Consider the following 21400-nt stretch of genomic DNA (forward strand, 5'->3'; position numbering starts at 1 on the left):
GAGATGGGTGAATATGGTGTTAGACTTTCAACAGATGTTTCCGAGCGAGGATGGCAATCACGAGGCGCGGTATCAGCTGCTGGCATTGCTTGAAGCGGTATTGGCCGGAATGGACAGGCTGAAGGATCCCGCCCGGATGACGCTTGGCCGCGAGTCTGAAGTTTCCTCTGACTACTATCAAAGCGTCATTGAAGAGGCCGCCTTGCCGGAAAAAGGCTTCGGGGCGGAAAAAAGCGTTGAAGAGCTATTGAAATTGCTTGACGGCCACCGTTTTTTAAACAGGCATTATGTGGCCAACGCGACACCTTTGCCGAACACCGCCAGCATCGCCGGGAATCTTTTAATGGTTCTTTTAAACGGAAACAATTTATGGGATGTAGACGGCACGGCTGCAGCAAGGACGGAAGTGCAGATCACGGCGATGCTTTCGGACATTGTCGGCTATGACAGGCACAAGAGCGGCGGTTTTACCACATGGGGCGGGCAGGGAGCTGTTTTTCAGTCGCTCAGGCTGGCGATCGCAAGCGCGTATCCTGAAGCGAATCAGCAAGGAACGCCGCATCACCTGTACGCGTTCTGTTCAGAGCTTTCGCATTTCAGTCTTTACAAATCGATGGAAGCTTCCGGAATCGGGACGGACCATTTGATCAAGGTCAAGACGAATCGCGATCATTCGATGGATCTGGCCGATTTGCGGGAAAAAATGCAAGCCGTGATTGAAAAAGGCGGACATCCGATCTATGTATTGGCAACGCTTGGCACAACCGACTCATTTGGCATCGATGATTTGGCCGGTATCAAAAAAGTGACTGAGGAAATAGAGGCCGCCTACGGTTTGCCTCCTGTCTATATTCATGCCGATACGGCGATGGGCGGGATGTACGGTTTTTTTAACGGATACGATTTCATCGGAAACCCGCTTCATCTTGAAGATGAGGTGCTTGAGACGCTTGCCCGCTACAAAAAACATTTTCAGCATTTGCACCTGGCGGACAGCTTGGTCTTTGATTTTCATAAACTTGGACAAACGCCGTATATCACAAGCCTTTTCTTGGTGAAAAACCGTGAGGCACTGAAAGTCGTTGATTTGGATCCGGATGAGACGCCTTATGTCGGTAACAGAGGGTTTGGCAGCTATCATACGAGCTATACGCTAGAGTGTTCGCGAATGGGAAGCAGCATACCGATTTATGCTTCTCTGCTCGCATTCGGAATCGAAGGCTACCAGGAGATCTTGGCCAATTACATCAGAGTTAACCTGGCATTTCGAAAAAAACTCCTGCAGGCTTTTCCGAATGCAGCCGTCACCAATGATGTATCACCTGTAACGACATTCCGCTTCTATCCGGGAAATGTCCACTATCACGAAGAAATCAGCGGCGCCATCACGGAGGAAGAAGTGCGGAATATTAACAAATTCAATGAAAAAATCGCCGAAACATTGGGAAGGCACCGCAGTCACACCTATTTTGGCAGCACGAAAAAGCAAACATACGTTTATCCTGCTGACAGCCGTTTGCCCGTGCCGCTTTATGTCCAGAAATTCTACAGTGTCTCGCCTTACACGACGGTTGATACAATTGACCATTATATCGCCTTTTTAAAAGCGCATGTTGAACCGTCCGATGTAGCAGCCGGATAAAATTTAAACGGGAGGGTTAAACCTCCCGTTCTTTCTTTAGTCTTTATATGCCGTTCTTTTTTGGACAGGTATCCATATTTCGCTTTTAAACGTTGGGGAGCTGATATCTTGATCCTGATTCCAAAGGATTTCCGGCCCTTTCGTTTGCTCGTAATGTGAAGACGGGAACCATTCAGCATAAATGCGTCCCCAGACATTTTGAAGGGTGTCCGGAAACGGACCGGCCGATTCAAAGACAGCCCATGTCGAGGCGGGAACTTCAAGCTGTTCATATCGGTCCGGGCATTCCTTCGTTGTCGCTGCACCGATATAATGGTCAAGTTCTCCCTGCTCTTCCATCCGGCCTTCGGAGAAGTTCGCTGATGCTTGAATCAGTCCAAGCGGCTCGACATTTGACAGCTCTTTTAATTCAGCGATGTTTTCACTGCTTAAAGCTTTCCACATCGAGGCGATTTCCGGATTGATTCCGTGAAAGACGACAGGGACCCTTTTTTTGATTCCGACGATCCGAAATGCCTTCTTTTCTACAATACGGTAGTTCATTTCGTTTCCTCCTCTAATTGTTAACTGGAAGGTCATCGGAGGATATGCTTTCAGTGTGCTGATATCGTGCCTTGCCTCTGTCGGCGTGATGCCGTGCAGCTTTTGAAATGCGCGCGTAAAAGCATCCGGCGAGTGATAGCCGTATTTCACAGCGATATCAATTACTTTTTGATTTGTGTTTTTCAATTCAAACGCTGCAAGGGTAAGCCGCCTGCGGCGAATGTATTCGGACAGCGAAATCCCTGCAAGAAAAGAAAACATCCTTTTAAAATGATATTCAGAGCAGTAAGAAAGCTTCGCAAGCGTTTGAAAGTCGATTCTGTCCGTCAGGTGTTCTTCAATATACGCCATGGCTTGATTCATGTTCTTCAGCACATCCATTTGATGACCTCCTCTGTTTACAAAAATATCAGAATCAGAATCCCGGGATCCGACTTTCCATGCCCGATTGTGCAGGATCATTCCCGAGACTGTCCGCCGCTCAACCATGCTGTCTTCAGCTTTTTGATGCCGTCTGCGATGCTTTTTTCAGAAAGTCCGCCAAACCCGAGGAGCACCGCGTGGGTTTCAGGAGGAGTCACATACGAGACAGAGGCTGGATATACTTTGACCCCTTTTTCCAGCGCTTTTTGGGTCAGCCACTCTTCACTCGGAGCGCTTTTCACCTCAAGGATGATGTGAAGACCGGCGTTCTCTCCTCTGACTGCGGCATGAGCGCCAAATTCACGCTTGATGGCATCAAGGAGCGTTTTTCGCTTTTTTCGGTAGAGTGTTCTCATTCGGTTCAAGTGTTTTTGATAATCCCCGTTTTTCATAAAAAGAGCAATGGCTTGCTGCACATGGCGGGAAACCGTTTGTTTAAATAAGGATGCCATGTTGAGCCCTTCTTTGACGAGCGAAAAGGGGAGAACCATATAGCTGATCCTGAGGGAGGGAATCAGCGATTTTGAAAAGGTCCCTAAATAGATGACCCGGTGGTTCCGGTCAAGTCCCTGAAGGGAAGGAATCGGCTGTCCTGCATAGCGGAATTCCCCGTCATAATCGTCTTCGATGATATAAGCTCCGGTCGATGCTGCCCAGTCAAGCAATTGCAGCCTGCGGCCGACCGGCATGATCATTCCGAGCGGAAACTGATGGGACGGGGTGGTGTATGCGAGCTGCGGCTGATTTTGCTCAAGATCTTGCACGGAAATCCCGCTCTCGTCGATTGCTATAGGCATCACATTGAAGCCGCCGGTTTTCAGGACCGTTTTCGAGCGATGAAATCCGGGATCTTCAAAACCGACGGTTGTGCCTTTAGGAAACAGATGGCACAGCAACTGCAGCAAAACCGGTGTGCCGGCTCCGATGATGATTTGCTCGGGTGAACAGACCACGCCGCGAGACTCTCTGAGATAAACCGCAATCATTTTCCGCAGTGGAATGTCTCCGGCCGGCGGGCCGCTTTGAAAAAGGTCGTACCCTGATTCACCAACGGTTTTGGCGAGCGTTTTTTTCCATTGGGAAACAGGAAATGACGCGAGGTCTACGTGGCCGTGGTGAAAATCGATCATGTTAGCCGCCGTCTCATGTTCTTCCAGTTCTTTTTCGGCAGGGGGAGGAGGCGCAGTCTGTGCAAAGTCTCCTTCCACTTCAGCCGCAAACCAGCCTTTTCTAGGCTTGCTGAGCAAATATCCTTCTGCAGCCAGCTGTTCATACGCGTGTTCTACAGTTGTCAGGCTGACATTTAAGTGTTTGGAAAGCATTCGTTTGGAGGGAAGCTTTGTTCCAGGCTTTATGTGTCCCGAATGAATGCTGCGTTTGAAAAACGTGTACAGCTGCTGATAAAGCGGCTCGCTGCCGCTGCGGTTTAAAAAAGGGGTTATATCCATTCGATCAGCCCTTTCAATTCATCTGGTATGTTTTATTTTATCAAAACTGGTCATTTTAAAAAGGCCAGTTTTCGGGTTAAAGTAGTTTCATAACCAACAGAAGGGAATGATGATGTTGCTTGATTATAGGGAATTGCATTGTGAAACAGAGCTCAAGGAAGTCTATCCGATCATGAAACAGCTCCGGCCCCATTTGGATGAAACGTCTTTTTTGGAGCTCGTCAAAGAAGCTCGGGAGGCTGAAAGCTACACATTATTTGCGCTGTACGACGGTGATATTCCGGTGGCTTTGGCCGGCTTTTTGCCGAGGGTTTCTTTGAACCAAGGCCGTCATGTTTGGGTAGCGGACCTGGTGACGTGTGAAAAACACCGTTCAAAAGGCTATGGAAAGAAGCTTTTAGGCGCTGTTGAAGAGTGGGCCAAAGGGAACGGATTGGCTTCAATCGCTTTATCATCAGGCTTGCAGCGGGCAGACGCTCACCGTTTTTACGAAGAGAAAATGGGGTATGAAAAAGCGAGCTACCTATTTCGCAAGGCTCTGAAATGAAAAACTCCCCGGTATAACCGGGGAGTTATTAAAAGCCGAGCTGCAGATTCGTATCGATGGAGACGATGGTCCATACGCAAACGAGAATGAAAATGTTCAGGACGACGCCGAGAAATCCGAGACCGGTCCGTCCTTTTTTTATGAACAGCTCGATAATTCCGAGCGGAACGGCGGCCATCGCAAAAGGAAGCATCTTATACGAATATGCGATCGTGTCGCTTAAAATGGCCAAGTTTAAGACGAACAGGGACAGAATGGCCGTGCCGACAGACACCCATCCAAATACGTTGTGCTCCTTAAAGATTCTTACCAGTTCCATAATTCCACCTCACCTACTTTAGCTGCTTTGACAGGCCCTTTTTTGATCAGCCGTTCAACCTCTTTTGACGGTCCGGTAATGACGGCTCCATACACGTTCACACCATTCTGTTCCACATAGTCAAGCCGTTTGGAAAGCTTCAGGTCTTTCCTGCCTGAAATGGTTTCAGCCCATTTCTTGTTCTTGATCATGTAGGAAAGCGCCGCTTTAAACTGCTCGTCATCGTTTTCGGCAGGTTGCTGAATTTCAAAAATCCGGTTTGAATCTTTTCCGGGAAATCCGATCGGCTCTGCGTATGGATGATCTTTTAAATCGCCCTCTGTTTCAATCGCATTCCACAGAACGCGAACATCATAGCCTTTTAATTTTTCATACAGCTCCTTTGTCGGGTATGCTTTTTCAAAGGAAAGGAAAGCTTCGGTTACGGTTCCGTCAGGCAGCTGTTTTAAAATCGACTCGGCTTTGGACACTGATTTTTCTTTGATGCCGTCAGGGTAGACAAAATGACGTTCTTCTTTTGAAAGCTCCTGATTGTATTGATGAATCTGCGGAGACTTCAGCTGATCGAAGAACATTTCCACTTCTTCATTTCCAACTACTTTTGTGACGTTTCCGATTTGCTTCTTTAACGGGAACTGTGTTTCGATTCCAAAGAGTTTTACTTTGTTGACAAGGGCTTCAGTATCGACTTGAATATTCGGGTTTGTGACGGCAACTGTCATTGAAGCGGTTTGCACCAGTTCATTCCCTTTGCTTTCATGCCCGCCCAACCCGTAGTATAGATAGCTGCCGAGTGTGCAGATCGGCAGAATAATAAGCGTAGAAATAACAGCAAGGGTGGAAATCCGCATATATGATTTATTTTTTCCGTATCTTAAAATCGCTTTTTGCTTTTCAGGACTGATCGCCAAATCCCAGTCTTCGTCTTTCATTTCCTGTTCCAGCATGTCCTGGTATTCTTCAAGCTGTTCAAGCTCTTCTTCGACCCGGAGCATTTCCGATTCGGAAAGTTCGCCGTTTTTATATTTTTCCCAACGTTTTTTAAAATCTTCATTCATCGTTAACACCTCTGTTGTAAAGTGCTTTCAGCCGCTGTCTGGCACGAAATAAAACACTTTTAAAATTAGCCTCTGAGATATTCATCAAGCTTGACGCTTCCTTGTAGTTCAATTCTTTTAAATAGTACAGCGTAAGCGCTTCCCGGTAGTTATCGGGGAGCTGGTTCATATATAAGGTTAACACTTCCTTGATTTCGACCTGGTGAGCAGGGCTTTGCACCGCGTTTTGAAACAGGTTTCCGATCATGTCGTCAGAAATCGTCACTTCCTTTTTATGCTTTCTGACATAGTCGATAAACGCATTGCGTGCCACTTGAAAAAGCCATGGCTTCACTTTGCTGTGGTCGTAAGAATGGATGTGTATGTAAGCTCTCATAAAGGTTTCCTGAAGCAAATCCTCTGCTAGATGTTTATCTTTCGTCATGGAGAGCAGGAACCTGTAAACATCATTCATATACATTTGGTAAATTTCGTCGATAGTCACTGCCTTTTCTCCCCTCTATGTTATAAACGCATAAGAAAGGTTTGAAGTTGCACTAAATATGCCCACGGCTCATTTTTCCTCCAATTTCTTACCTTTAAAATCATCTACCCTATATAATAACTGAACACGTTCAAAAAAACTAATCTTCATGGCGATTTTAACGACTGAACGGCCGAAATATAAAGCACAGCAGCAAAATAAGCCTTTAAGCATATCAGATCTTTATTATATGCTAAAAGGCTATTTGATTAGAGGATATCCTTCATTATCAGCTGTTTTTATCGTCTGTCAAAAATATTGGCCGTGACCGCGGCGGCCTTCTGCGGCCAGCGCATCGGCTTTCGTTCGATGGACGGTGCCGAATGGGTGGTTGGGCGGAGCATAGATTGAATAGAGTTTCAGCGGAGTATTGCCTGTATTGGTGAGATTGTGCCATGTTCCGGCAGGGACGACGATAGCGGTGTCATCGTAAACATTTCTTTTAAATTGCAAATGATGTTTGCTCGGCCCCATTTGAACGATTCCCCTGCCTTGTTCAACACGAAGGAACTGGTCAACGTGAGGGTGCATTTCCAATCCGATGTCTTCGCCGGGGTTGAGGCTCATCAGGGTAACTTGCAAATGCCTTCCTGTCCATAAAGCGGTCCGAAACGTTTTGTTCTGTTTGGCCGCTTCGTTGATGTTAGCGGCAAACGGCTTTTGTCCATAATCTCTTAATACGATGCGTTCTTCGCTGCCGGGTGTTCGAAAAGCGCCTGCATAGTCTGATTCGTGAAACCAAACCGGGTTATAAGAAAAAGGAATATAATATGGGTATTGATTTGGATGCATTTGTTCTAGGTCCCTTCATTAGCTTTATTGGGATCATCGTATGCAATAGGCATATGAAGTGTCCCGCTGTAAGATGGTTTTTAGTCAAAACACGTTTTTTTAAAAAAGCTTCCGGGAAAATATGATATCAGACTCACAACAGGAGGGAGAGGAGCATGGAATACATCAACATATCCGGTACATCGATCGAATCGTCGCGCATCGGTCTCGGAACATGGGCCATCGGAGGTTTTATGTGGGGCGGAAGCGATGAAAAAGAAGCGATTCAGACGATTCATACTGCGCTTGATGAAGGAATCAACCTGATTGATACCGCTCCGGCATACGGTTTCGGGCAGTCGGAAGAAATCGTCGGTAAAGCCGTACAGCAATACGGAGAGCGCGACCGAGTCATTCTCGCGACAAAATCAGGACTTGATTGGAAGCAGGAACAGCTGTATCGCGACGGATCGAGGGAGCGGATCATCAAGGAAGTTGACGATTCGCTGAAAAGGCTCAATACGGATTACATCGACCTGTATCAAGTGCATTGGCCCGATCCACTCGTCTTGATCGAAGAAACGGCGGAAGCGATGAAAGACTTGTATGATGCGGGGAAAATCAGAGCGGTCGGCGTCAGCAATTTTTCCCCGGAGCAGATGGACACATTCAGAGCTGCGGCGCCGCTTCATACCGTACAGCCGCCGTACAACATGTTTGAAAGGGAAATCGAGCAAGACATTCTTCCGTATGCGCAAGATCAAGGGCTGACAACGCTATTATACGGAAGCTTGTGCAGGGGGCTCCTGTCAGGAAAAATGAATGAGGACCACACGTTCAAAGGGGACGACCTTCGAAAGCGGGACCCTAAGTTTCAAAAGCCGCGCTTTAAAGAATATTTTGAGGCCGTCAGGAAACTTGATGAGTTTGCAAACGAGCGGTTCGGCAAATCGGTTCTCCATCTGGCAGCAAGATGGGTGCTTGATCAGCCTGGCGCAAGCATTGCTTTATGGGGGGCAAGACGCCCTGATCAAATCCGTCCCGTCAGCGAAATCACCGGCTGGAGTTTAACGGAAAGTGATCAAAAAGCAATTGACGACATATTGGACAATACGATTTCAGAACAGATCGGGCCTGAATTCATGGCGCCGCCGACAAAAGAAAAAGTCTGAAAACCGGGGAGAAAATTCCCCGGTTTTTTTTGTGAAAAATCATTTTTTAGTACCAGGTAATAAAAAAAATTGTTATAATAATAAAGGGAAACCTCATACGACTACATCAATAAAGGAAGTGCCATATGTATAAATTTACTGGTTATGCTGCAAAAGCGATTCTTTCTTTGCGCGGCGGAATTAAAGTATACAATAAAGAAAATCTTCCTAAAGACACAGGTTTCGTTATTGCGTGCACACATGCAGGATGGGTGGATGTCGTCGCACTGGGTGTCGGCATTTTGCCTATGGAAATTCATTACATGGCGAAAAAAGAGCTTTTTGAAAATAAATTAAGCGGTTCTTTTCTTTCAAGCATCAACGCATTTCCCGTCGACAGGGAAAATCCCGGGCCAAGCAGCATCAAAACTCCGATCAAGCTGTTGAAAGAAGGAAAAATCGTCGGCATTTTTCCAAGCGGAACGAGATCATCTGAAGATGTTCCATTGAAAAGAGGGGCTGTCACGATCGCCCAGATGGGAAAAGCGCCGCTTGTGCCCGCCGCATACAGCGGTCCTTCCAACGAAAAAGAGCTTTTCAAGAGAGGCAAAATGAAACTGGTCATCGGCGAACCGCTCAATCAGGAAGATTTCGCTCAATATTCGTCAAAAGAAAAGCTGGTCAAGATGACGGAGGCTTTGAATGACAGTATTAAAGCTTTAGAGAAAAAGCTGGAGCAGCTATAATTCAAACATACGCAAGGAAAAACAGCTTCTCACGCACAGAAGCTGTTTTTTAATTTTTTGGGCAGTATTTTAGAACGATATTTATTGGTGAGGAGCTTATATATGAAATGGTATTTGAAAGCAATAAAAAACTATGCAGGATTTACAGGAAGGGCGAGACGAAAGGAATTTTGGCTGTTTTGCTTTTTCTCATACATGATTTTGGTCCTCTACGGTTTTTTTAAAGCCATTCTGCATCTTCCGGAATATGAAATAGAGACATTTTTAGGGATGGTTTATTTGCTTGCCATTCTTGTGCCGGGCTTGGCTGTCACGATCCGCAGATTGCATGATACGGGTAAAAGCGGCTGCTGGATCTGCATCGGTCTGATCCCTCTCATTGGGCAATTTATTTTGCTGATCATGCTTTGTCAAAACAGTGTAAAAGAGGAAAATCAATACGGGCCGAACCCGAAGGGAGCTATCTAAGCGAAAACCGCCTGTCCCCAGGCGGTTTTTTAGTTGTTTGTGGCAGTTGATTTTTCTAAAAACAAAAGCAGTTCCCGCCAAAATGTTTGAGCTGCAATGGCATCGGCTTCAGTTTTTCCCCCATAGGCTATTTTTCGGCTTTTCCGCCCGGATGTCGGAAAGTATGGAGGCCTGATATTATGGCCGGCATCTTCGAAATATAGATGTTTAACAGAATAGGGAAATCTCTTCTTTTTCAGCCGTTCAACGATTTTCTCGTTCATAGAGGCGGAGGGCCATACCAAATCATCCGTACCTGAAGTTAACAGAATAGGCCCATTAATATGTTCCGCTTTTATAATTGCTGGATGATCCTCTTTCACTTTCCGTAAAGCTTTTTTGTAAAGATCAGTAAAAGCATGAGGCTGTCTTGTAAGCTTATGTGTCACCATATTCCACAGCTGAGAAAGCGAAAACAATGGCAGCGGGGCAAAGGCGAGCGGTGCGCCGTCCAGACTCCAGGAAGATGTCTGCCGAAATTTTTTTAATCCAACGCCTTGAAAGACGACCCCGCCGCCTACATGAGAAACCGCAAAACGGATTTCAGGAAAATGGGAACCTATCAGCAGCGCCAGTTCGCCGCCTTTTGACCTTCCGCATATTCCGATCTGACGATGATGAAGTCCTTCTTGGCGTCCGAGCCAATCGATCGCTTTCCGGAAATATTCAAGCGGGATTTCAACCAGTTTTTTAGGAAGCTGTTTGTATTGAAAATAAGGGATTGCAAATGTTGCATATCCGTAATTTGCTAACATGCCTGCCATTGTTTCATCAAGACCGCCGTCAGATCCCCCTAATACGATGACTGCGGGAGGCCGGTTGACAGCAAGCGGACGAAAAAATGTGCCGGACAACCCATTTTCGCTTACTTCCTGTCTCTCTACTGTTTCAGAAAGCAGCACTCGTTTTATTTCTTTACTCAGGATCGTGCGTTCTTTTTGCTTCACCTCAATCCTGTAAACGGAGGAATTAACCGATTTTTTATGGAACGAGCAGGAGGATTCAACCGCCTGCATTGACCAAAAAAGCCCCATTTGATCTTTAGACTGGTAGGTTCCTTTTATTGGGGCTGCTGCTGCAGGGTCGACTTCTCCCAATCGATTCGCTTGAAAAACAGCATGTGATCTCCACTCTGCGTCAGCTTCATCTTTCACAGTCAAGATGATTTCAATGATGTCAAACGGTCGGAGTCCGCTTATCTTCAGGTTTATTTTTTCATCCCATTTGGAAACTGCAGGTATGTGCAAAACCGGTTGCAGAGTAATCAAGACGGCACTTCCTTTTCAAGTTTTGTATAAAATAAATCGACGCACTCCTCAACATAGTCATCAATACGATCATCGAACGACTCCTTGAATGCGGGCAAATGTTGAAACATAATGTATTGATTCAGCAAACCGAAAAACATTTGGCTTAAAATTTGAAAATTGCCGCCTGAAATTTTTTTTTCGGCATAGAGGTTCGCAAAATAAGTCTCTAAAAAGCGATTGAGACGGCGGGGAATATCCATGATTAATTCGCAAACTTCCTTATCCTGTACTGCATCATTAAAGTAAAGTAAAAAAACAGTACCTTTTTCCAGGTTTTCTTTTAGATATGCTTTCGCAATGAATGAGAGGTCTTGTCGTAAATCGCCGCTCAGTATTCCTTCAAGTTCTCCAATAAAATCTCCCGATGACACATGTTGAATAACACTTTCCCGAAATAAATTCTGTTTATTTCCGAAGTGTCTAAAAAGGGTCAAATGATTGACGCCTGCTTTTTGGGCAATTTCCCTGGTGGATGCGGCTTGATATCCTTTTTCTTTGAAAAGGGCAAGCGCCGCTTCGATTAATCGATCCTTTGTAGATTGTGCTGACATAAGTCCCTCCTGAAATGTAATCACTTGATTACATGATAATTGAATTTTGCTCTGTAATCAAGTGGTTACATATTTTGAACGCAAAAAAAAGAGGATACAAATTCATTGTATCCCCCGGTTTGTTCACAATGTTATTCCGCTTCTTCAAGCAGCGGCGTTTCCGCAGCTTTTTTCACCTCAACGTATGAAACGTGGTGGCCGTCGATTTCGTTGATCGTGAATTCAAATCCCTGATCTGTGATCATGTCGCCTTTTTGTACGTCATATTTTTGCGTCAGGAACCATCCGCCGATCGTGTCAATTTCCTCATTGTCGAGCTGAATGCCGAGCAGATCGTTGACTTGGTTGACGAGCACTTTACCGTCGAGAATGTAATGGTTTTCGCCAATCTTGCGGATTTCATTAATTTCATCGATATCGAATTCGTCACGGATTTCGCCGACGATTTCTTCAATGATGTCTTCGACCGTCACGAGTCCGGCCGTTCCGCCGTATTCATCAGAAAGGATCGCCATATGAACGCGTTCTTTCTGCATTTTCAGAAGCAGATCGTGGATCGGAACAGTCTCGATCACATGAATGATCGGATTGATAAACTGTTCAATCGTGTCTTCTTTGGAGCATTCTCCGCTGATGCAGGCCGTTAGTATTTCCTTGACATTGATGACGCCGACGATGTTGTCCTTATCTCCGTCTTCGACGGGATAGCGGGTATAGCCTTCGACCTTCGTGATGTCGATCATCTCGGCGATTTTCATATCATTTGGAAAGCTGACGACTTCTGTTCTCGGGATCATGATTTCCTTGGCAAGACGGTCATCGAATTCAAAAATTTTGTTGACATATTTGAACTCAGATTGATTGATTTCGCCGCTTTTGTAGCTTTCTGACAGAATAATTCGCAGCTCTTCCTCTGAGTGCGCCATTTCATTTTCAGAAACCGCTTCAAGGCCAAACGCTTTCGTCAGCAGCCTTGCCGATCCGTTCAGCGCCCAGATGAATGGGAACATGATGCGGTAGAACCAGATCAACGGTTTTGCAAAAAGGAAGGAAACGGCTTCCGCTTTTTGGATCGCAAGCGTCTTCGGAGCGAGCTCGCCGACAACCACATGCAAAAACGTAATCAAGCTGAAGGCGATCACGACTGAAACGATGTGTGATACAGAGCTCGGAATGTTCCACTTCACAAATAGCGGTTCAAGCAGCCGGGCAACTGTCGGCTCCCCGAGCCAACCGAGACCGAGAGCCGTCAAAGTGATGCCGAGCTGACAGGCCGATAAATATTCGTCTAAATGCGTAATGACTTTTTTCACCGAAACCGCTGTTTTGTTTCCTTCAGCAATCAATTGATCAACCCGCGAGCTTCTGATTCTGATAATCGCAAACTCAGACGCTACGAAAAATGCTGTTAAAGCAATTAATACAGCAACAAAAACCAAATTAACTATTTCCAATTAGGACCTTCACTCTAGCGTGAGAATGAAGGTAACACCTCCTGTTTAGTAAAAGATTAACTAAAGCAGCAGTAAAAAGGACTGGATGACCGTCATTTTTTCAGGAGAAAGCCGGCTTTTCAGAATCTTCCGTTCATCGGGATTCAACCGTTTCAATCTGTTTATGAGCACGGAAATATTGTCATTGACATGATCAATTTCCGTTGTCAGGCTTCCAATTTCATCATCATTCACAGTTGAAGAGGGAAACTGGTTTTCCAGCCTTACTTTAATGTCGGACAGGGCCAATCTCTGCTGCTTGCAGTCCATAATAAACTTCAGCCGTTTGAGAGCGGCTTCATCGTAATAACGGTAGTTTGAACATGATCTGTCAGGCGTTAACAGCCCGAGATTCGTATAATAATCGACAGTCCGTTTTGTTACGCCTGCAGCAGCTGCTAATTCGCCAATGCGATATTTCTCTGCCCCATCTGCATCCCTCCTCAACCATCACGTTATAGTTATAAAACATTTTAATATATTAGAAGCTGTTTATACAAGTTAATTGATCAAAAAAAGGCGTAAAATTGATGCGAAAACCTTTATTTATCTAAATATTCGAGAAAATATTGTTAGATTTAAAGTTTAGACATTTGACTGACTCTTTTTTAATAAAGTAAGATAATAGTATATATTTGGCTTGGAGGTGGTTAGATGGGGCCCTCTGCATAGTCATTTTTACAGAACGCACATCAGCCTTATTAAGGGAATTTGAATTCATCAGGAGGTGACTCCTTGTCCTTTGTGAAGGATAAGGTTAAATGGACGATATTGTTAGTCTGATAATCATCGGGATTCTGATTGCATTAACCGCTTTTTTCGTGGCATCGGAATTTGCGATTGTCAGAGTCAGAAGCTCCCGCATTGATCAGCTGATTGCTGAAGGAAACAAAAAGGCGGTTCGCGCAAAACAAGTGGTGTCGGATTTGGATGAATACCTTTCAGCTTGCCAGCTCGGCATTACGATTACAGCACTCGGACTCGGCTGGATGGGGGAGCCTACGGTTAAAAAGGTGCTGCATCCGGTCTTTGAAAGCTTGCATGTTTCTGGCGCTGTATCGCACGCTCTTTCAGTTGCCATTGCATTTTTAGTGATTACATTCCTGAACGTCGTGGTTGGAGAACTTGCCCCAAAAACCATCGCGATTCAAAAAGCCGAACAGATGACACTGTGGCTGGCGGGACCTCTGCACTTTTTCAATGTTGTGATGTTCCCGTTCATTTGGACGCTGAATGCCTCAGCCAGAGTGCTGACCGGGTTATTCGGTTTGAAGCCTGCTTCGGAAAAGGATGAATCCCATTCGGAGGAAGAGCTGCGAATCCTGTTATCAGAAAGCTACAAAAGCGGAGAAATCAATCCGTCTGAATATAGATACGTTAATAAAATCTTTGAATTCGACAATCGGATCGCCAAAGAAATTATGGTGCCGCGCACTGAAATCGCCTCCGTCCCGGTGGATATGCCGATCGATGAGGCCATTTCGGTCATGCTGCAGGAAAAGTATACGCGCTGGCCTGTCTATAAAGGCGATAAGGATCATGTCATCGGCATGATCAATACGAAACAGCTGTTTACGGATATGCTCATGATGTCAGAGGCTGAGAAAAAGCGATTGTCCCTTGAAGCCTATGTCCGTCCGGTTATTGAAGTCATTGAAACCGTGCCTGTTCAAAAGCTGCTGATCAAAATGCAGCGGGAGCGGATTCACATGGCGATCTTAACGGATGAGTACGGCGGGACATCTGGTCTTGTGACGGCCGAGGATATTCTTGAAGAAATCGTCGGGGAAATCAGGGACGAATTCGATGAAGACGAAAAACCGCTTATCGAAAAAGTCTCCGATCATGAATACATCATGGACGGCAAAGTGAGAATCGATCAGGTCAATGAGCTGTTTGAAGACGATCTCGAGGAAGAGGAAGTCGAAACAGTCGGCGGACTTGTGCTGAAAGAAAACATAGATATCGCGGAAGGCCAGGCGGTGCATATCGGCTCTTACACGATAACGGTTCTCGAAATGGAAGGGCGTCTGATTAAGCACGTCGAAGTTAAGCGGGAACAAACAACAGAACATGTAGAGCTGGCACCGGCAAATCCGGTCGTCGTTAACGAAGTCACCTTGAGCGAAAAATAGCTCAAGGTGATTTTTGATTTTAAGAAAAAAGTCATTTGAACAGGAACTTTTGTTCGTATATAATGGGAACAAACGTTCTGTTTGAGAGGTGATTGATTTGCTGTGGTACGAAATCATTTCGGAGGAAGAGAGGAAAACGTATATTAAGCGGATCGAATTTCATTTGCGGAATTGGAAAAATTACAAAGCCGCCGTGCTCAATTTAGAAAGGAGGATGGAGAAGGAGCAAAAGAACGGGCTCACCGTCAAAGAAAGAAACGCTGAATATCAGATCGACGCGGAAAAAAGGCTCTATCAATTTTTGCTTGATTCGATGGAAACGGCTGTCTCAGAATTGGATGAGCTCGAGCGGAAGTTGGTGGAATGCCGGTATATTCATAATTGGAGCATGGGAAAATGCGCGATGGAAATCGGCTACAGCGAAAAAACGCTGTTTTTAATGAAGAAATCGCTGCTGGACAAGCTGCTTGTCAGCTTGGCGGCGATCACGAATATTTAACGGATGCGAGGGCTTGTCTCAAACAAGCCCTTCTTTTCTGGCCGCTTCAGTTTTTTTTCAGGTTCTTGACGCGATGATGACACGGGAGAGGGCAGCTTTTCTTTTATGATAAAGACAAGCTTTAAACAGCGGGGAGGTTTGACACATGTAATGAAACAAATGCCGGTCATTTTTTGAGACAAACGCTTCAGGAAAGGAGAGGAAGAACATGGATTTTTCTGAAATTGCGCTCGTTCCGCTGATTACGGGATTGGTGCATACGGTAAAGCTTGTCGGCATTCAGAAACGATTTCTCCCCATCTGTGCAATTGTCTTCGGCATCTCGATTTCTCTCTTGTTTACCGCAGGGGACTGGAAGGAAGATATGATGATCGGAACTTGGCTTGGCTTGTCATCAGTTGGATTTTACTCCGGCTCAAAAAACGTCTTGAAACCATTATCAAAGGAGGAGATTGAACATGAAGATTTATTTGGATCCGGGACACGGCGGAAGTGATCCGGGAGCATCGGGAAACGGTTTGCAGGAAAAGGACGTGACGCTTGCGATTGCTCTCAAAATGAATGACATTCTATTAAAAGAGTATGATAACGCAGAGACGAGGCTGAGCAGAACAACAGACAAAACGGTCACGCTTCAGGAGCGCACAGATGATGCCAATTCGTGGGGGGCCGATTTATTTGTCTCCATTCATACAAACGCTTTTGACGGTACGGCGTACGGGTATGAAGATTATATCTACAGCGGCTTGACCGATGAGTCGGTTACTGCTCTTTATCAACGGATCATTCACGGCGAAGTGATCAAGCAGAACGGACTCAGGGACAGGGGAATGAAGAAGGCGAACTTTCATGTTCTTCGGGAAACAGCGATGCACGCCATATTGACGGAGAACGGCTTTATCGATCATCCCGAAGATTCGGCAAAAATGAAAAGCGCCGCCTGGATCGAACAGACGGCGCGGGGACATGCAGCCGGCATCGCACTCTGCCTCGGTCTGACACACAATGAGTTTCCCCTGTATAAAGTGACGATGGACGGGGGACAAATTGGAGCTTACCAAGAAAAAGACGATGTTTTGAACGTTATTTCTGCGAATTGGGACAGCTTTCAAACAGCGGCCATTGAAAAAGGATAAAAAGGGAAGAATCCATTTTGAAGCATTCAAAATGGATTCTTTAATGTGTTTGTATCTTTTTTAGTTGTCCGTGGTGTTCCTTTCTGAACAATGCCATTCAAATCAGGGCACAGCTTTTGCGACGGCGGGCGCAAGAAAAATGACAACCGGAAGTACATGTGCAAGCGCCTGTTCATAGCCGAACGAGCATCATTGTTTCATCATCTTTACAAAATCAGCATGCTGCCGGCCCAGAACCCCCCGAGTGAGCATGCCATTGTAAGCAGCATGTAAACCGCTGAATCCTTTACACGTTTTGCAGCCAAAAGCTGAACCGCTTCGACGCTGAATGTGGAAAATGTTGTGAAGCCTCCGAAAAATCCAGTTCCGACCAAGATAGAGACCGTTTGATTGTCAATGCCGAGGCTGACGAATATGCCGAGGGCGAATGAGCCGACAATATTGACCACCATCACGCTGACAGGAATGCGCGGGCGCGGAAACATCGCCATGAGCATATTGCCGAGCCAAAATCTTAAAACGGAGCCGAATCCTCCGGCGATCATAAATCCAACTGCCATCATGATTGATACCGCTCCTTTTCTTTCCCTGACGCTCCGCTCATCCTTTTGCCGATCATGATGCCCAAAAATGCGGAGCACACCCCGCAGGCAAGCGACACGATCAAGTACAGAACCCCGATGTGCGGAGCGGCCGATTGCAGCAAAAATACGGTCTCTTTAGAAAAAGCGGACATTGTCGTATATCCTCCGCAAAACCCCGTTCCTAAACATAACTGGACGAGCGGCTTTTTTGCCCGAGCCGCAAAAAAACCTGTCAAAAGGCCGAGGAGAAGGCTTCCAGACGCATTTTCAATAAAAGTCGGCCAAGGAAAACCGGCGGTGCCGCCATGCAGATTGACGAAGTAGCGCAGCAGCGAGCCGAGGGCTCCTCCGATAAAAACGGCAACAGATGATTTCATACTCTTCCTTCTTTCTCAAAAATAATCCGGGTAGTCGGTAATGATCCCGTCGATTTTCCAGCTTTTCAGGCGGCGTCCCGTTTTCTTCCCGTTGACCGTCCAGGCCAGCGCCTTCAAATCACAGCTGTGAATCGATTTGATCAGAAAAGGGCTGACCATCGTAGCTTTCAGGCTGACGTACCGGGCAAACTCCGCGATTTGCCGCAGCCGGGCGCGCGGCAGCATTCCGAATCGCGGCCTGATCAAAACGGCGGTCGGAATCGAAGGATACATGTGATGAAGCGCCCTCATGGCGCCTGCGTCAAACGACTGGACAATCGTGTTCATCGAATGGCCGAACCGGCTGATCAGTTGTCCGGCCGCTTTTTCGATTCCGGGCTGGGTTTTGGACGACTTGATTTCGATGAGAAGGCCCGTCTTGTTGTGATATTTCCCTAGAACAGCTTCAAGTGAAGGGATTTTTTCGTCCTGAAATTCCGGGCTGAACCAGCTTCCCGCATCAAGCTTTTCGAGCTCATTCATCGTATACTCGCGAACGAACCCGGTACCGTTTGTCGTTCTGTCAACTTTGTCATCGTGGATGACGGCAAGTCTGCCGTCTTTTGTCAGCTGTACATCGAGTTCGATAAAATCAGCCCCGAGCTCCACCGCTTTTTCAAAAGCGGCAAACGTATTTTCAGGGGCGTAAGCCGAGGCTCCGCGATGTGCGATAATATGCAAGCATGTCAGCTCCTCTTGATAAAATCTTTCCATCACAAGGATACCCGATTTTGACGATGCAAGTAAATCATTTGACTGAAGCGGACAAAGGGCAGGGAGAAGAGACAAGCGACAAATTTCGGCAAAATGGTACAAAAGGATCATTTACTAAAGATTCTGATATTTTATAATGGACAAAAGGAGGCGAGATGATGGGTAAAGGGAGAATTAAAGTGGAAGAACGGATTAAGATCGAAACCGATGCTGAAATGTTTAAAGCGACTCTCCTTGATCAAACACAGTCTCAGAAGAAGAAATAGCGGTGTTGGCCCGAATCACGTTGTCTCTGGAACAATAAAATATGATGATCATCAGGCTGCCGAAGTGTTCGGCAGCCTTTTATGTGTGTCGACGGTTATTTTTGGTGCACAATAAAATGAGAAATTTTTTTCTCGTTTTAGTATAATTAAAGCTTGATGAGTGAAATAAGGGAGAGAAAGCAATGTTCGAAAAGTATATGACAATGGATTTCGCTGTCGATATCGGAATCAGCATCGGTATCCTTCTTTTATTTTTCGCGTTTCGAAAAATATTTACGAAGTACTTGTTCAACTTAATACTGAAATTGACGAATAAGACGAAAACAGACTTTTTTAATCAGGTGGCGCTGGCGTTTGAAAAGCCGGCCCGGTGGTTTTTTGCGATACTCGGTATTTATCTGGCCATCATTTATTCCCCGTTTTTTGATGGGCATATGGCGATCGTTCATAAACTGTACAGAGTGTCCGTGATTTTGGTTATTGTAAGCGGCCTATACAACTTAACGGCGGCTTCGTCGGTTTTATTCGATAAAATCAACAAGCGGCTTGAGCTTGATATGGATGATATTCTTGCGCCGTTTTTGTCCAAGATTCTCCGCTTTATTATTGTAGCGCTCGGAATCAGCGTCATCGCCGGAGAGTTCAATTATGATGTCAACGGATTTGTTGCCGGACTCGGGCTCGGCGGCTTCGCTTTTGCTCTTGCGGCAAAAGACACTGTCGGCAACTTTTTCGGCGGAATTGTCATTATTATGGAGAAGCCCTTTACAATCGGCGATTGGATTGAAACAAATATCGTCACCGGATCTGTTGAAGATATATCGTTCAGAAGCACGAAAGTCCGCACGGCCGGAGAAGCTCTCGTGACCGTCCCCAACTCGGTGCTGGCTAACGAAGCGATCATGAACTGGACGAAAATGCGAAAGCGTCAGGTCACCTTTACGCTCGAAATCGATCCATCCACCCCGCGCGAGAAAGTCGAACGATGTGTGGAGCGTTTCAAAGAAATGCTCAAGTCGCACGAAGGGGTCAACCCGGATGTCATTATGGTCAATTTCGACGTCCTGAAGGATACGCATTTAAGCATCTTCTTCAACTACTATACCAATACGACGGTCTGGGCCGAAAACTTGGACGTCAGACAGGATGTCAACTACCGAATTCTTGATATTATGAAAGAGGAGCAGGTTGATTTTGTTTCTCCGGGTCACAGCCTCTTTGAGTTGAAGAAAATGAAAGATCAGCAAGGAGAAGCTTAGGTAACGCTTTTGGAAGGGAGACAAGCCAAATGGAGGAAAAAGCCCTGAGATTTGTGGAGATGATCGAAAATGCCGAGCGCATTACCGTTTTGACAGGCGCCGGTATGAGCACGGAATCAGGTATTCCCGATTTTCGTTCAGCCGGCGGCATATGGACGGAAGATCTGTCGAGAATGGAAGCGATGAGTCGTGATTATTATGAACGATATCCAAAATTGTTTTGGCCGAAGTTTAAAGAGCTTTTTCAAATGAAAATGACCGGAACTTATCAGCCGAATGACGGGCACCTTTATTTAGCCGATCTCGAGAAAAGCGGTAAGGATGTCAAGGTGTTCACGCAAAATATCGACGGACTGCATCTTAAAGCGGGAAGCCGCCATGTTTATGAACTGCACGGTTCGATCCAAACTGCCACATGCCCAAAATGCGGGGTGCGCTATGGTCTTGACCACATTCTTCAAGAAGAAGTGCCAAGATGCCATCGCGTCAATGGCAAGGGGAGAGAATGCGGATTCATATTAAAAACGGATGTCGTGCTGTTCGGCGATGCCGTTCAGCATTTTGACACGCTTTTTGAAGTCCTCAACGAATCCGACCTGCTTTTGGTGATCGGCACTTCACTCGAAGTGGCGCCTGTCAGGTTTGTTCCTGAAGAAGCGCACTTGATCCCAGGCTTGAAGAAAGCGATGATCAATCTCGATAAGACACCTTACGATCATTTATTTGATATTGTCATCCATCAAAAAATCGCCGAGTTTGTTCGGAAGCTTAACTGTTAAAAAGGCGCTCCAGACCGGAGCGCCTTTTTCTGAGCTTCATCACAATTTTTTATAATAAAAAACGGATGTATCGAAGCTGCCGTCTGCAGATTCCGCGTATGCGGGAATGCGGCCGGCTTCGGCAAAGCCGAGCGAAGCGTAAAGAAGGTTGGACGGGTCTTTTTCCCTTGTATCTAGCACGAGAAGAGATCTGCCTTCCTGTTTCGCCCTGTCGATCGCTTTTTCCATTAATGATCTGGCGACGCCCTGCCGCCTGAAGGCGGGATCTGTCATTAACTTGCAGATTTCCGCTCTGTGGCGGCCGTTTTGTTTTGTGCATAAGTGCAATTGAACACTTCCTGCGATCCGGCCGTTTTGTTTGGCAATCCATAACACCGAATCCGGTGTGACGGCTGTTTTCCAATAAGCCTCCGCCAGCTGCTCATCAAGCGGGGGCAGAAAGCCGATCGATGCCCCGTCATCGACGACCCGGATGAGAAGCTCGGCCAATTGATTGGTATATTCGGCAGTCGAATGCAGCTCTTCAATTTTCATTTATTCACCCCATGATATAAAGATAACTGCATCATAATCAGAAAAC

At 46.0% G+C, this 21400-nt stretch carries 26 protein-coding genes; 12 read left to right on the forward strand and 14 right to left on the reverse strand.

All coding sequences use genetic code 11. The features are described 5' to 3' along the window. The first annotated feature begins 13 nt into the window (after window positions 1-13). On the forward strand, window positions 14-1642 hold the full coding sequence (locus M1D67_RS05255) for a pyridoxal phosphate-dependent decarboxylase family protein (protein WP_095289888.1): 1629 nt from the start codon (window positions 14-16) through the stop codon (window positions 1640-1642). A 36-nt stretch (window positions 1643-1678) separates the two neighbouring features. On the opposite strand, the gene M1D67_RS05260 is transcribed toward M1D67_RS05255, so the two are convergent. Further along, a complete protein-coding gene (locus tag M1D67_RS05260; RefSeq protein ID WP_479831647.1) occupies window positions 1679-2566 on the reverse strand; it encodes an AraC family transcriptional regulator in 888 nt (295 codons plus the stop codon). A gap of 77 nt (window positions 2567-2643) precedes the next feature. Then, window positions 2644-4056: a MocR-like pyridoxine biosynthesis transcription factor PdxR gene (gene pdxR, locus M1D67_RS05265; RefSeq protein WP_411202430.1), complete on the reverse strand. Its 1413-nt coding sequence runs from the start codon at window positions 4054-4056 to the stop codon at window positions 2644-2646. Between the two features lie 112 nt (window positions 4057-4168). Between pdxR and M1D67_RS05270 the strand changes: the two genes are divergently transcribed. Beyond that, entirely contained in the window at window positions 4169-4603 is a 435-nt protein-coding gene (locus tag M1D67_RS05270) for a GNAT family N-acetyltransferase (RefSeq protein WP_025808232.1), read from the forward strand. 28 nt (window positions 4604-4631) lie between these two features. On the opposite strand, the gene M1D67_RS05275 is transcribed toward M1D67_RS05270, so the two are convergent. From M1D67_RS05275 to M1D67_RS05290, 4 genes are all read right to left on the reverse strand, one after another. After that, on the reverse strand, window positions 4632-4922 hold the full coding sequence (locus M1D67_RS05275; RefSeq protein WP_003180123.1) for a hypothetical protein: 291 nt from the start codon (window positions 4920-4922) through the stop codon (window positions 4632-4634). Beyond that, on the reverse strand, window positions 4910-5980 hold the full coding sequence (locus M1D67_RS05280) for an anti-sigma factor (protein WP_011197691.1): 1071 nt from the start codon (window positions 5978-5980) through the stop codon (window positions 4910-4912). The genes M1D67_RS05275 and M1D67_RS05280 overlap by 13 nt, the downstream gene beginning before the upstream one ends. Further along, window positions 5973-6464 (reverse strand): RNA polymerase sigma factor SigM, encoded by a 492-nt coding sequence (sigM, locus tag M1D67_RS05285; RefSeq protein WP_011197692.1) that lies wholly within the window; start codon window positions 6462-6464, stop codon window positions 5973-5975. The genes M1D67_RS05280 and sigM overlap by 8 nt, the downstream gene beginning before the upstream one ends. Window positions 6465-6752: 288 nt before the next feature. After that, window positions 6753-7295: a cupin domain-containing protein gene (locus tag M1D67_RS05290; protein ID WP_026579984.1), complete on the reverse strand. Its 543-nt coding sequence runs from the start codon at window positions 7293-7295 to the stop codon at window positions 6753-6755. A gap of 155 nt (window positions 7296-7450) precedes the next feature. Between M1D67_RS05290 and M1D67_RS05295 the strand changes: the two genes are divergently transcribed. From M1D67_RS05295 to M1D67_RS05305, 3 genes are all read left to right on the forward strand, one after another. Further along, a complete protein-coding gene (locus tag M1D67_RS05295) occupies window positions 7451-8446 on the forward strand; it encodes an aldo/keto reductase (RefSeq protein WP_479831648.1) in 996 nt (331 codons plus the stop codon). 125 nt (window positions 8447-8571) lie between these two features. Next, window positions 8572-9171 (forward strand): lysophospholipid acyltransferase family protein, encoded by a 600-nt coding sequence (locus M1D67_RS05300; RefSeq protein ID WP_026579982.1) that lies wholly within the window; start codon window positions 8572-8574, stop codon window positions 9169-9171. Between the two features lie 102 nt (window positions 9172-9273). Then, complete coding sequence (locus M1D67_RS05305; RefSeq protein WP_020450741.1) at window positions 9274-9639, forward strand: DUF805 domain-containing protein; 366 nt, start codon at window positions 9274-9276, stop codon at window positions 9637-9639. 29 nt (window positions 9640-9668) lie between these two features. Here the strand turns inward: M1D67_RS05305 and M1D67_RS05310 are convergent, their stop codons facing one another. The 4 genes from M1D67_RS05310 to M1D67_RS05325 form a co-directional block, all read right to left on the reverse strand. Next, window positions 9669-10946 (reverse strand): acyl-CoA thioesterase/bile acid-CoA:amino acid N-acyltransferase family protein, encoded by a 1278-nt coding sequence (locus tag M1D67_RS05310; protein ID WP_095289900.1) that lies wholly within the window; start codon window positions 10944-10946, stop codon window positions 9669-9671. Beyond that, on the reverse strand, window positions 10943-11539 hold the full coding sequence (locus tag M1D67_RS05315) for a TetR/AcrR family transcriptional regulator (RefSeq protein ID WP_458117856.1): 597 nt from the start codon (window positions 11537-11539) through the stop codon (window positions 10943-10945). The genes M1D67_RS05310 and M1D67_RS05315 overlap by 4 nt, the downstream gene beginning before the upstream one ends. Window positions 11540-11670: 131 nt before the next feature. Further along, entirely contained in the window at window positions 11671-12993 is a 1323-nt protein-coding gene (locus tag M1D67_RS05320; protein WP_020450744.1) for a hemolysin family protein, read from the reverse strand. Window positions 12994-13053: 60 nt separating this feature from the next. Beyond that, window positions 13054-13479: a MerR family transcriptional regulator gene (locus M1D67_RS05325; RefSeq protein WP_020450745.1), complete on the reverse strand. Its 426-nt coding sequence runs from the start codon at window positions 13477-13479 to the stop codon at window positions 13054-13056. A 314-nt stretch (window positions 13480-13793) separates the two neighbouring features. Between M1D67_RS05325 and M1D67_RS05330 the strand changes: the two genes are divergently transcribed. From M1D67_RS05330 to M1D67_RS05345, 4 genes are all read left to right on the forward strand, one after another. Next, window positions 13794-15167 carry a hemolysin family protein gene (locus M1D67_RS05330; protein WP_003180145.1) on the forward strand — a complete coding sequence of 458 codons (1374 nt, stop codon included), beginning with the start codon at window positions 13794-13796 and terminating at the stop codon, window positions 15165-15167. A 97-nt stretch (window positions 15168-15264) separates the two neighbouring features. Beyond that, entirely contained in the window at window positions 15265-15666 is a 402-nt protein-coding gene (locus M1D67_RS05335; RefSeq protein ID WP_003180147.1) for a hypothetical protein, read from the forward strand. Between the two features lie 208 nt (window positions 15667-15874). Beyond that, on the forward strand, window positions 15875-16162 hold the full coding sequence (locus M1D67_RS05340) for a hypothetical protein (RefSeq protein WP_003180149.1): 288 nt from the start codon (window positions 15875-15877) through the stop codon (window positions 16160-16162). After that, window positions 16125-16802, forward strand: coding sequence for an N-acetylmuramoyl-L-alanine amidase family protein (locus M1D67_RS05345; protein ID WP_009328972.1), 678 nt, complete (start codon window positions 16125-16127; stop codon window positions 16800-16802). The genes M1D67_RS05340 and M1D67_RS05345 overlap by 38 nt, the downstream gene beginning before the upstream one ends. A gap of 206 nt (window positions 16803-17008) precedes the next feature. On the opposite strand, the gene crcB is transcribed toward M1D67_RS05345, so the two are convergent. Genes crcB through M1D67_RS05360 form a run of 3 tightly spaced genes read right to left on the reverse strand, consistent with a single transcriptional unit; the run spans window position 17009 to window position 18483 of the window. Beyond that, window positions 17009-17365 carry a fluoride efflux transporter CrcB gene (crcB, locus tag M1D67_RS05350; RefSeq protein ID WP_039072566.1) on the reverse strand — a complete coding sequence of 119 codons (357 nt, stop codon included), beginning with the start codon at window positions 17363-17365 and terminating at the stop codon, window positions 17009-17011. Then, the gene (locus M1D67_RS05355; protein ID WP_023856526.1) at window positions 17362-17763 is read right to left on the reverse strand and encodes a fluoride efflux transporter FluC; all 402 of its coding nucleotides are present in this window, start codon (window positions 17761-17763) and stop codon (window positions 17362-17364) included. Before M1D67_RS05355 ends, crcB begins: the two co-directional genes overlap by 4 nt. Window positions 17764-17778: 15 nt before the next feature. Continuing rightward, window positions 17779-18483: a glycerophosphodiester phosphodiesterase gene (locus tag M1D67_RS05360; RefSeq protein WP_326251201.1), complete on the reverse strand. Its 705-nt coding sequence runs from the start codon at window positions 18481-18483 to the stop codon at window positions 17779-17781. Window positions 18484-18674: 191 nt separating this feature from the next. Here M1D67_RS05360 and M1D67_RS05365 point away from each other — a divergent pair, with 191 nt between their 5' ends. From M1D67_RS05365 to M1D67_RS05375, 3 genes are all read left to right on the forward strand, one after another. Beyond that, window positions 18675-18782, forward strand: a complete 108-nt coding sequence (locus M1D67_RS05365) for a YhdX family protein (RefSeq protein ID WP_003180159.1) — start codon at window positions 18675-18677, stop codon at window positions 18780-18782. 182 nt (window positions 18783-18964) lie between these two features. Beyond that, a complete protein-coding gene (locus M1D67_RS05370; RefSeq protein WP_106070786.1) occupies window positions 18965-20041 on the forward strand; it encodes a mechanosensitive ion channel family protein in 1077 nt (358 codons plus the stop codon). A 29-nt stretch (window positions 20042-20070) separates the two neighbouring features. Continuing rightward, window positions 20071-20820, forward strand: a complete 750-nt coding sequence (locus M1D67_RS05375; RefSeq protein WP_025811794.1) for an NAD-dependent protein deacylase — start codon at window positions 20071-20073, stop codon at window positions 20818-20820. A 39-nt stretch (window positions 20821-20859) separates the two neighbouring features. Here the strand turns inward: M1D67_RS05375 and M1D67_RS05380 are convergent, their stop codons facing one another. Beyond that, window positions 20860-21354, reverse strand: coding sequence for a GNAT family N-acetyltransferase (locus M1D67_RS05380; protein ID WP_025811792.1), 495 nt, complete (start codon window positions 21352-21354; stop codon window positions 20860-20862). Between the last annotated feature and the right edge of the window lie 46 nt (window positions 21355-21400).

Source organism: Bacillus sp. PK6-025 (assembly GCF_056530265.1).

Coding starts and splice junctions, on each gene's coding strand:
- M1D67_RS05255 (WP_095289888.1), top strand. CDS start 14: ATGGTGTTAGACTTTCAACAGATGTTTCCGAGCGAGGATGGCAATCAC.
- M1D67_RS05260 (WP_479831647.1), bottom strand. CDS start 2,566: ATGGATGTGCTGAAGAACATGAATCAAGCCATGGCGTATATTGAAGAA.
- pdxR (WP_411202430.1), bottom strand. CDS start 4,056: ATGGATATAACCCCTTTTTTAAACCGCAGCGGCAGCGAGCCGCTTTAT.
- M1D67_RS05270 (WP_025808232.1), top strand. CDS start 4,169: ATGTTGCTTGATTATAGGGAATTGCATTGTGAAACAGAGCTCAAGGAA.
- M1D67_RS05275 (WP_003180123.1), bottom strand. CDS start 4,922: ATGGAACTGGTAAGAATCTTTAAGGAGCACAACGTATTTGGATGGGTG.
- M1D67_RS05280 (WP_011197691.1), bottom strand. CDS start 5,980: ATGAATGAAGATTTTAAAAAACGTTGGGAAAAATATAAAAACGGCGAA.
- M1D67_RS05290 (WP_026579984.1), bottom strand. CDS start 7,295: ATGCATCCAAATCAATACCCATATTATATTCCTTTTTCTTATAACCCG.
- M1D67_RS05295 (WP_479831648.1), top strand. CDS start 7,451: ATGGAATACATCAACATATCCGGTACATCGATCGAATCGTCGCGCATC.
- M1D67_RS05300 (WP_026579982.1), top strand. CDS start 8,572: ATGTATAAATTTACTGGTTATGCTGCAAAAGCGATTCTTTCTTTGCGC.
- M1D67_RS05305 (WP_020450741.1), top strand. CDS start 9,274: ATGAAATGGTATTTGAAAGCAATAAAAAACTATGCAGGATTTACAGGA.
- M1D67_RS05315 (WP_458117856.1), bottom strand. CDS start 11,539: ATGTCAGCACAATCTACAAAGGATCGATTAATCGAAGCGGCGCTTGCC.
- M1D67_RS05330 (WP_003180145.1), top strand. CDS start 13,794: ATGGACGATATTGTTAGTCTGATAATCATCGGGATTCTGATTGCATTA.
- M1D67_RS05340 (WP_003180149.1), top strand. CDS start 15,875: ATGGATTTTTCTGAAATTGCGCTCGTTCCGCTGATTACGGGATTGGTG.
- M1D67_RS05345 (WP_009328972.1), top strand. CDS start 16,125: ATGAAGATTTATTTGGATCCGGGACACGGCGGAAGTGATCCGGGAGCA.
- crcB (WP_039072566.1), bottom strand. CDS start 17,365: ATGATGGCAGTTGGATTTATGATCGCCGGAGGATTCGGCTCCGTTTTA.
- M1D67_RS05355 (WP_023856526.1), bottom strand. CDS start 17,763: ATGAAATCATCTGTTGCCGTTTTTATCGGAGGAGCCCTCGGCTCGCTG.
- M1D67_RS05365 (WP_003180159.1), top strand. CDS start 18,675: ATGGGTAAAGGGAGAATTAAAGTGGAAGAACGGATTAAGATCGAAACC.
- M1D67_RS05370 (WP_106070786.1), top strand. CDS start 18,965: ATGTTCGAAAAGTATATGACAATGGATTTCGCTGTCGATATCGGAATC.
- M1D67_RS05375 (WP_025811794.1), top strand. CDS start 20,071: ATGGAGGAAAAAGCCCTGAGATTTGTGGAGATGATCGAAAATGCCGAG.
- M1D67_RS05380 (WP_025811792.1), bottom strand. CDS start 21,354: ATGAAAATTGAAGAGCTGCATTCGACTGCCGAATATACCAATCAATTG.